At 61.6% G+C, this 10,768-nt stretch carries 2 protein-coding genes; both read left to right on the plus strand.

What is annotated here, in order from left to right; genetic code table 11:
• Positions 1-480: 480 nt before the first annotated feature.
• Positions 481-7,809: a sacsin N-terminal ATP-binding-like domain-containing protein gene (locus ABIB28_RS18240; RefSeq protein WP_354289500.1), complete on the plus strand. Its 7,329-nt coding sequence runs from the start codon at positions 481-483 to the stop codon at positions 7,807-7,809.
• The gene (locus ABIB28_RS18245; protein WP_354289502.1) at positions 7,802-10,510 is read left to right on the plus strand and encodes a DEAD/DEAH box helicase; all 2,709 of its coding nucleotides are present in this window, start codon (positions 7,802-7,804) and stop codon (positions 10,508-10,510) included. The genes ABIB28_RS18240 and ABIB28_RS18245 overlap by 8 nt, the downstream gene beginning before the upstream one ends.
• Positions 10,511-10,768: the final 258 nt, after the last annotated feature.

A 10,768-nucleotide genomic window follows, 5' to 3' on the forward strand; every position in this document is an offset into this window, starting at 1 on the left:
CCCCGATCGGGGCCCTCTTCATATCGTCAGGCCCGCATCAACAATGGCCTGCTTTTACTCCGCCCCGCTGGCCTGGAATCCGACCGGCGTTGACAACTGCGCCATTAGATGTCCACTACCGCATCGGGCCCGGATATCGCACCCTATCATGATCGGCAAATCGCCGTGCTTGATCGAGATCGGTGGGCGGATTGGCTAGATTCCACCGTGCCGGCGGCGAGCGTCATCCGATCCCTTCCTGCAGGAGGTCTTCATGTAGAGAAGGCAAGCTAGTCTAACTTACGCCGCGCGTTCGCTTCACTCGGCAGAAGCGGCCCGCCTCCGGATGACTCTCGCTGGCATCTGGGTAATAAGTCGCGTGGGAGGGGCTTCGGACACCGACGGCGGAAGCGGGAACGGCCGACCCTTTGACCGCATCGATCAACGCGACGATGGTGGCGGTGCCTGCACGATAGCGGTCTGGAAATCTAGGAGATCGACTTGCCCGGCATTACTACGGACGCTCGAGAGACCATTGTCGCGATCATCAACCAAATCCGTGATCAGTATGGTCCCGGCTCGATCCTCAAGGAATTGCTGCAGAACGCCGACGATGCGCAGGCCCTGCGGTTCACCCTGATCGCGCTTGACGGCGTCGCCAACGCGACGAATTCTCTTCTCCGTGCACCTGGCTTGCTCGTCCTCAACGACGGGCCAATTAGCGAGGCGCAGCTTGACGGCATGAGCCGTGCCAGTCGCAGCGACAAGACGGGCGATGTCTCGAAGGTGGGCAGGTTCGGTCTTGGCCAAAAATCTCTTTTCAATCTTTGCGACGCATTCATCGCCTTGGGCTGGACCGGTGACCCGGCTGTCGCTTCGCATCGGATTATCAATCCGTATGTGGATCTCGGCTCCGACGCGGGAAACGCGCGTTCCTGGGAAGACTTCGGATCGGCCGACGAGGCGGCACTCATCGCCGCAGGAGCTGAGGCCGGCTTCGGCATGCGGGGTGTCACCATTTATATCCCGTTGCGCAGCCCCGATCTGCGGCCATCGCCCCGCAATGGCTTCTCGAAGGCCGAACCGGATCTTGCCACTCTGATCGACGCTTATTCCGATCCTGACCAACTTGGGCTTCTGACTAGCGCGCTGCGGAATGTCCGCGACATCGAAATTCGGCGGCAGGGTCGTCCACCTATGCGTTTCGCCGTCGCGCCGGACAGCGAGCGGATGATCGGCGCCAGCAATGATGCGAACATTGATCGTCGGCTCAGCGGAACCATCGCCGCGCCGACCTCGGCGGATGCGATCCGCTTCACAGGCCGCGAGCGGCAACTCCCGAGCGCGGCCGCCGCTCGTTTCCGGAACGATGCGAACTGGCCATCGACGATTGGGCAGGATCACGAACCTATTGCCGAGAAGGCCCTGCCGCATGGTGCGGTGATCCTTACGCGCAATCCTGCGACTACGGGCGCATCCTCGCTCTACATACACTGGGCAGTCTTCTTGCCGACGTCCGATGACGTGGTGACCCGGATCATGCTCGACGACCGCTCGATCGGTCGCCTCGACCTGCTGCTTCACGGCTATTTCTTCGTCGACAGTGGACGTAAGAAATTGTCGTTTGATACTCCGACTGGCGATCCGGACAGCCGTCTGCGCACGTTGTGGAACGGGATGATCAGAGATACGATAACGCTTCCCCTGCTGCTGCCGTCTTTATTGGGTGGGTTTGAGGATCTGGCCCTGTCGCCAGTGCAGCAGCGCAGCCTCGTGCGCGGTATTGCCCAGCACGCGTGGTGGACCGGGCACCGGCAGGCAGCGTGTGGTGAATCCGCCTTTGGCGAAGTCTTCACGGGCGGAGGCGCCACGGATTGGCGCGTCGTTCCGGCGTCGTCCGTTCGCCCGCTACCGCCGACCGCTATCCTCGCGCCTGAGACGCTTCTGCGTGTTTTCCCGAATCTTAGGGCTTGGGCCGTAGCTCACGAGCTTTCGCTGATGTTCGACGAGGAGGCCGTGCTCAGTGGGCGGGCGATGCTCTGGCGTGACGACGAGGTAGCCGATCTGCTTGAGGGAATGGATCCGCGAACGCTGTCGCGGACCGACACCGCAGCGGCGCTCGCCGTCTTTCTGGGTGAGGTTGCTGGCAACGGGCAGTTTCCGCTCGCCGCCACTCGTCTTTGCACGACGCTCAGGGCGGCGTTCCTGTCCGAGGACGCCCTCGCCAACGCAGCTGCAATCGCGAACCTTATTCCCTTCGTGCCCCAGGAGCGGCTGTTTCCACTTCCGAAAAGTGTGGAGAACAGACAGGTCCTGCGTGCGCTCGCGGCCGCCCCGGGCGCGCGGCTCGCCATCCGTGCCACGTTTGCGCCCGGCCTCGAGATACGACAGCTGGACACCTCTACGGCGATCGACTGGCTTGGCGCGCTGGAACCCATCCTCGCCGAGCCCGGCGATCTTGGGGACCAAGCGAATACGGCGGTCATTGCCATCATAGCCGCCGGTCCCACGATCAACGAGTTGGCGGAGAACGAACGCTCCCGCAATCTGCGGGTGGTGCGAGCACGACGGGTCGGCAGCGACCGAACAGACGTGCTGTCCTTGTCGGACCTCGCACAAATGGGCGATCAGGGCAGATTGTTCGACGGTCGGCCCAGCACCTTGCTGTCGAGGCTTGCTGCAGCCGTGCCAGAAGTGCCGTTGTTCGCCATCCGACTACCTGATGAGAGCGGCGCAGCGCGGCGTCTTAAGCTGCAGGCGGCGAATTCCCCCGCGGCCGCACTGGAGATCGTGCGGCAGGCCGACAGCTTCGGCAGCGTAGCTGAGCGCAGCCCGCTGCTGGTGGATCTTCTGCGCGAGGAACATGCCGATCCGGCGCCGCTGCGGGCGCTCTGCGTCGGCGCACCAGTGCGGAACCTCGGTTTCTTGACGCTTGTCTCGCTTGGCGCGGTGCCGAAGGCCGTCGAGGGTTTGGTTGTGGACGCATTGGCGTCCGATCATCTTAAAAAAATCGTTCCGTTGGAGATCGCGAAACTTCTGTCGGCAAGTGTGCGCGAGCAGTTGCGCATCCAGGACGTCGACATCGAGGCCGTCGGTAGAATCCTTGTAGCTGCGTTTCAAAAAGGAAGCCTCTCGAGGCCGTCTACAGATCAGGCGAAGGCACTGCTTCAAAGCGGACTACCTGATGACGTTCTCTTGCGCCTGCCACTATTCAGGGGGAACGACGGTTCCCCCGTTACGGGCGGGCCTGGAATCTACCGAGAGCTGGATTTCCGGGTCCCACCGTCGCTCAGGGCGAAAATAGTCATTCACCTGGCTTGGCCCGAACCCGAGTTGGCAAGGATTCAGCGCGCTATTTGCGCCTGGACACCTACGGCTCAGATCAACACTGCGCTGGAGCAGCCGAACCCAGAACATTTCGCGGTGGAGATACTCGATGCGCTGCACTTGGTTAGCAGCGAGGACCTCCCTTCGCTGTGCCCGCTGTTACGGCAATCACGCTGGCTCAAGGATGGAGACGGAGCGTGCCACCGTGGAAGTGATGTGCTCAACCTCGCGCCGGAGGTGAATGCAGCGATACGAAACCTATTGCCGAACGCGGTCTTCCTGCCATTTGATCTGCTCACCGCCGCAATTCGAGATCATGAAGCAGCGTCGCGGTTGCGGACCGAAGTCCTACCGGACGAGGCCGAGTCCCTCGCGGCTGTCCAGCTGATGCTTGAAGACCAGCCAACGTTGGTCGGCTGTCCGATCGATCCCGATCCTCACATGAATGACCTTCGGACGATAGCGCGGGCAGGCGTAGTTCTTGATCTTCCTGCTTGGCCTCTTCTCGCGGCGTTGCTCAAGGGCAATTACGCCGATGAGCTGCTGCTACCGGTCGCACGCTCGATCACCGGAAATATCACGATAACGACAGCGCTCGCCAGCCTAAACTTCCTTGCCACACGGGCGACGACCGGATCAACAGCCGAAGCGGCCAGGCGCCTGCACTTTGCATTCTTCGAATCGCTCGTCGCCGGCGTCAGACCCGTTCTCCCGATTGATTTACAGCTGCCGGCGGATGCGGGCAGCTTCCTCCGTGCCGACTGTGTCGCCGTTCGAGGTCACGGCGTGGCCGCGACGCACTTGTTAGATAAGCGGTATGCCGACCTAATCGACCCGCCGCGTAGCGCGACCGTGGCGATGGGAACGGTCTCGGCCACCACTGCTCAGACGACCCAGCGTATTATTGGTGCCGGTGCAGAAAAAGCTGCATTCGCGGAGGCGATGCGCGCCTATTTCGAACCGTGGCGTGGCAGGGTCCCCTCCGACGCAATCGTGTTTCTGCTCGGCCTTTTGGGTCGCGATGAAGCGATGCGGGCTCTGGCCGCAGACTGGCAGGATGATACGCGGCAGGGTGATTTCGAGCGGATCTGGCAGGACCTGGACACACGGCTGGCGTCATCGACGACTGTGGATGACCTGCGGGCGATCCTAGATCGGACCATCTTCACCGCTACGGTCGTTACCGACAGCGTTCTTGTGGCGTCAGCTGCTGGGCCGCCCTGCACAGTGCCGCTGGCGAGCGAGCTGAAGGACCTGCTCGTCGGTAATCCGATGGGGAGTCGGCGTCGTGTCATCGATCAGGAGCAACGCACGTTCCATAGCGTGGATCTGGCTATGGTGGCACAGGTGGCGCCCCTCAAGGAGGCCCGTCGGCTGTTCGAACGGCTGATACACGCATTGTGCCCACCGCTGCTGCTGGCGCTCGAGGAACAGCGAACAATCGTTTTGGACTGTTTCTCGCGGAGCTTCGAGATCGAGCAAGTCACAATCGAAGACACGATCGCCAAACTTAAGGACCAGGGTCCCAGCCATGTGAGGACGCTGGTCTTGCCGCCTGACGGACATGTCCGGACTGCCCTGCGCGCTTTCGACGATGTATCTCCGACCGACAAGGCGGCGATAGGGGCTGCCAAGGAAACATTGTGGGCCACCCTTGAGGCGAACGAAAGCGCGGGAGAGCTGATCGAAGCGGTTCGGACGAAAATCCGGCAGATGGGCTATGCGGAGGACCGCGTCCTTTTCGAACTGCTTCAGAATGCCGACGACGCCTACCTGCAGCTCGGTATTGAGGGCGGCGAGCTTTGCATCGAAGTCGAAGATACCGACGAAGGAATTTCCCAGATCCGCGTTGTCCACTGGGGCCGGCCAATCAATGGGCCTGGACGACACGCGGCAGGCGGCGCGGAATCCGGTTACCGCCATGACCTCTATAACATGCTGGCGATCAACCACTCGGAAAAACCGGTTGAAGAGCGGGTCACGGGAAAGTTCGGGCTGGGTTTTAAGACTGTGCATATGCTCACGGACACCGCCAGCGTCGCGAGTGGCTTTTTGGGCGCGAGGATCGTGGGCGGCTTCCTTCCGCAACCTTGGGCTGAAGGGATCGACGCGTCGCGCGCGCTGGCGCGGGACTCCCGCGTCGCGACCCTGATCCACCTTCCGATTGCAGTCGAGGACAGTGCCGCTGCGGAGCATGCCGTGGAAGCGTTCCGGCGATGCCTGGAATGGCTTCCCGCCATCGCGAAATCCATTCGCACCGTGACGGTCGCCCGCGGCGCCGAGGATGTAACAGCGACTACCACGATCACGGGGCTCGATGACACCTCGCCCCTTGCTGCGGGGATCAAGGTTGTCGAGAATGGCGGATCACGTTGCCGCCGCGCGTTGCGGTTCGACCTCGGCGACGGGTTCGCCATGCTGGTGGGCATCGGTCGCTCAGGCCCGGAGGCAATCGTATCACCGAGTGCGCTTTGGAACTTGGTGCCGCTTCAGGAGCAAGCGGATAGCGACTGGATACTTTCCGGACCTTTCGAGGTGGATCCGGGGCGCAGTCACATCACCGGCACGACGCAGGACCAAGCCAACCTTTTTGCACGGCTTGGCGTTACGCTGGGACAAAGGCTCGTTGAGTTGTTCGACGTGGTCGACGCGGATCCGCAGACGTTTCTGGATCGTCTGGACATTGAGCCATCGGCGATGGCGTCATTTTGGCGGCGACTGGCCGACCGTTTTACCGCTGACCTGCGGCTAGAGCGCATATCTCGGCTCCATGCGAATGGCGCCGGTCTAGCCCGGCTCTGGAATGCACGGCCCTCAATCGCGACAGGCGTGCGCGCTCCGTGCGACGCGCCCGTTCGCGCCACGGACATCTGTTTTAGACTTTCCGGCATTCTGGTCCGTGAAGACATGCTCCAGCGCGTCGTTCAATGGCCATGCTTTGTCAGCCTCGCTGGCTCACTCGTTTCTGATGCGATCGGGGAGCGTCTTACCCAACTGGGCTTGCCAGCAGGGGCTTATCTGACGTTGGCGGTGCTACTGTCACGCGAACTTGGCCCAGGCAAACAGGTCTCCACGGAGATGGCGCATCGCCTCGGGGCGCTTATAAACCTGACCACCGTGGAGACAGAGGAATTCGCTGGCGAACGATGGCCGCTGAAGGTTGAGGCGGCGACAGCGCAGTTTCGGTCCGCCGCGGGGACATGGGAGGCTGTTCGCAACCTTTCCATGGCGACCGGCGGTGTCGAGATAGAGCACAGCCGTGCTCGCTTTGCCCCTGACCGAAACGTTCTTGCAGTCGAGTATCAGGGCCTCGCTCTGGAATTTTTCAATTTGGCCCGGGCTAGCTCCGGCTATGGTCCGAACGCCTATATACTGCGGCAATGGGCGGAGCAGGCGACCGATTCCCTAAAGCAGACCGCCTTCTTGCGCTATCTGCTAACAGATCGAGCGCTCGCGCTCGATGTCAGCGCTCGGCCCTTGGCGTGGCTACCGTCGCCCTTGTCACTGCTCCGCGGCCACCCCCTCTGCACAGACTGGTCCGACGACGACGTCACGACGCTTCTGGCCCTCATGGAGGAGCTTCCGCCCTACTTGCCGCCACCGGTCGCTGACGATCCACCGGAGCCATACGAACCGGACGACCTATTGGGGGCCATACATGACTGGTGGGTCGCAAACAGGACGGCCGAGGGGCAAGCATATGACGAGGACCAATATCCAGAGGAGTTCGACTTCGGCGCTTTAGAAAGAGGTGACTCCGAGGCTTGGTTCACGATGTTCGCGTTCGCGATTTTCCAAAATATCGGGCGGACCGAAGGGTTTCAGGCACGGTCGTTCGTCGTGACCGCTCTACGCGATGGTTGGTGGAACGATGTCGCCCGCTACGCGCAGACTATGGATATTCAACCTTGGATTGATCGGCTCGAGACGTGGAGCGATCCGAACGCCGGGGACCAGGTCTTCATGCCCTGGCGGCAACGCCTCGTGGAACTTTATGCCATTGCGAAATACCTTCCCGAATACGTAATACTCATGCGCGCGTTGCCGGCTGAGATCCGCCTGCATGGGCCTGTCGCGTTGGAAAGCCTAATGCGACCTTTTCAGTCGGCTATCGCGGCGAGGCTCGGAGTCGTCGCCCCAGCGATGAACCGGTCGATCGGCATGGGCCTGAACTGGTTGATTCGCGAGCTAGCGCGGCATGGCTATTTCGCACCCACGGACTTGCCCATGGTCAACCCCTATGCTTGGTCCTCGACAGCGCGCGTTCGGCGCCTGCTGCGCCATGCCGACGTCCAACTGGACGAGCCTGGGCATATGGATTTCAGCCGCGTGGAATTCGACGAGGTCGAGTCAGCGATCGGCCGCCGCGCGACTTATCTGGGCGATCTCGACCTGCCGCTCCAGCTGATCGCCCGCAAGGACTACAGGCACGAACTACGTCGCTGCGTGGTGGCCGCGGGGATGGACCCTAGCCGTCTGGACATGAGCTATCAGGATGACTGATCCATCCTTTCCCGTTGGTGCAAAGGTGCATCACGCTGTCCACGGCGCTGGACGCGTCGTCGCCGATGTCGGCGCGACGATCATTGTTCGGTTCAACGAGCGGATCGAGTCTCTGCTTGCCTCCGAGCTTCGCGTTGAGGCGGCGTTCGGCGGTGTAGGCTTTTCGGGCTCGTTGGAAGAGAACCGCGAAGCCTTGCTGCGCGCGCAAGCCCTCGCGATCCGTTCCGTTAATGACCAGTGGGGCGTGTTCTCCCGATCGCGCGTGCAGCTTCTTCCGCACCAGCTCTGGGTATGTCATCGCGTAAACCGTCAATGGCCTTTCCGATGGCTCGTCGCGGACGACGTCGGTCTCGGGAAGACTATCGAATGCGGCCTCGTCCTGATGCCTCTGATCGCGAGCGGACGCGTCCGCCGTCTGCTGATCCTCGCGCCGGCCAAACTCGTGCCGCAGTGGCAGGCCCGTATGCGGCAGATGTTCGACATCCGCCTGCAAGCCTACGCCAAGGACGGCGATACCGAGCGGCTCGATTTCTGGGGCACCGCCAATATGGTTGTCGCCTCGATCCACACGCTACGCGATGATCGTCGTGGTGCCCGCGCTCGGCTCTTGGACGCCGAACCATGGGATGCGGTCGTCGTCGATGAGGCGCATCACCTCAATGCGGACGAGCGATTGGGCGAGACGCTGGCCTATAGTCTTTTGCGGGACCTAGAGGCACGACGCCGCGTCAACTCGCTACTGTTCTTCACCGGCACGCCACACCGAGGCAAGGATTTTGGCTTCTTCGCCCTAATGCGGTTGGTTCGTCCGGACTTGTTTGATCCCGACAAGGACACCGGGCCACAGATGCACCATCTCGCTGATGCGATGATCCGCAACAACAAGTCGTTAGCGACTGACCTGCGTGGCAACCGGCTCTTCACCGACGTGACCGTATCGAGTCGCGAATACGGCTTCAGTGCTGCCGAGCGGCTGTTCTACGATACATTGAGCGGCTTCATCTTGGACGGGCGTGCCTATGCCGCAACTTTTGATGGACGGGCACAGTCCGCACGCATGCTGCTGCTCATCACCCTGCAGAAGCTGGCAGCGAGCTCAATTGCGGCGGTGCGCAACGCGCTAGCCAAACGGCGTGAACGCCTAGCGTCCATCACGGACCAGGTCCGCGCAGTAGACCTCGCACGCGTAGATACCGAAGAGCCTGACGACTTGGACGAGCAGGCCGAGCGGGAGGAGAATGTTCCGACTGCCATCTTGGTCCAGTTGATGGATGACGAGATCGCACGGCTGGACGAGCTCATCGCTCTAGCCGACGGCATCCCCCGTGAGACGAAGATCACGCGGCTCGTCGATATGATCGACGCTGAAATGCCAGCTGATGAGCCCGTCCTGTTCTTCACCGAATACAAGGCGACACAGACGCTCGTGCTCAATGCCCTGCAGGCGCGTTTCGGTCATGGATGTGCCGCGTTCATCAATGGCGATGAGCGTCTCGACGGCGTTATCAACGCTAAGGGGGTTGCCGCTCCCCGGAAGTGGTCGCGCGACGCCGCGGCTGATGCATTTAATCAAGGCGGCATTCGATTTCTTGTCTCTACAGAGGCCGCCGGCGAAGGGATCGATCTTCAGGATCGCTGCGCCACTCTTGTGCACGTCGACATGCCGTGGAACCCTATGCGTCTTCACCAGCGTGTCGGGCGGCTCTCGCGCTACGGGCAGAAGCGACCGGTATCGGTTTTCATCCTGCGGAACCCAGATACGGTCGAGGCTCGCATCTGGGATCTGCTAAACACCAAGCTCGAGCGCATTCAGCGCGCGCTTGGCCATGTGATGGACGATGCCGAAGATATTAGTCAGCTGGTGGTCGGCATGTCTGGCAGCAGCTATTTCAGCACGCTCTTCTCCGAAGGGCACGCCGTTGGCGAGCCCGAACGATTGCAGGGCTGGTTCGACCAAGCGACCTCAACTCTTGGTGGTGAGGATATCGTTGATCGCGTGAAGGCCTTGGTCGGCAATGTGGCTCGTTTCGATTTTCAGCAGGTGGGCAAGGACCTGCCCCAAGTGGACCTTTCCGACCTTGAACGCTTCTTCTCGGGCGTGCTCGCCCGCCACGGTCGCCGCGTCTTTAAACGCGAGACCGGCTTAGAGGTGAAGGCGCCCGATGAGTGGGTCCGTGAGGATTATGCGCTGCGGGAACGCTATGAAGGCCTGGCCTTTGATCGCACGCTGGTCGGAGCGCAGGCGGCAACGCGCGTTGTAGGTGTCGGGCATCGACTTTTTGATCGCGCGCTGCGTGAGGCGGAAGGATTGCCTAGTCGGGTCGGGTTTTGCGCTCGTCTGGAGCACCCGTTGCTTTTGATAGCGATCGAGGACGAAGTCACAGGGGGTGGCGCGCAAATTTCTCGGGTGACGATCGGCCTGTATGCGACTTCGGACGGGGTGAGGGTTCTGCGGGACTGGGAAGTGTTGCTGCTGCTGAACGGCGTCTCGGCTAGCGAGATCGCTCGGGCAATCAGCGAGCGGACGGTTGCAGAGGTGACGGCAGGCTTGATGAGCTCGACGAACCTGGTTTTGGCACAGCACGCGGCTTTTATGACCCAGCCTAAAGCCTGGCCCGAATTGCTACTTTTGCCGGATGCCGAGAACTATCCGATTGCCCTGCCACCACCGCCGAGCGCCGGGACCAAGACGCGCTTCTGACATCGTGAAGACTGTGCGCGGGGCGACGCGCACGTCTGCGACGATATCCCCCATACAGAATATTAGCTGCGTCGTAAGCGTCCGGTGAGGGTGTCGGCCTAGGCGGGACGGTGATTCGACGGGAGCAAGTCGTCGATGTGCCGGGCGGGATGGTCGGCGATGCGTAAGCGTGGCGTAGAGGCCGCGCCTCAAGCGGCTTTCGCGAGCATTTGATCGTTCGGCGACTGCCAATTCCATGGCAGCAGTTCATCCCAGCGC

The organism is Sphingomonas sp. UYEF23 (genome assembly GCF_040546165.1).
GTDB classification, from domain to species: domain Bacteria; phylum Pseudomonadota; class Alphaproteobacteria; order Sphingomonadales; family Sphingomonadaceae; genus Sphingomonas; species Sphingomonas glacialis.

What these genes read in the sequence shown, in the direction of transcription:
- ABIB28_RS18245 (WP_354289502.1), top strand. Translation starts at nt 7,802, where the DNA reads ATGACTGATCCATCCTTTCCCGTTGGTGCAAAGGTGCATCACGCTGTC.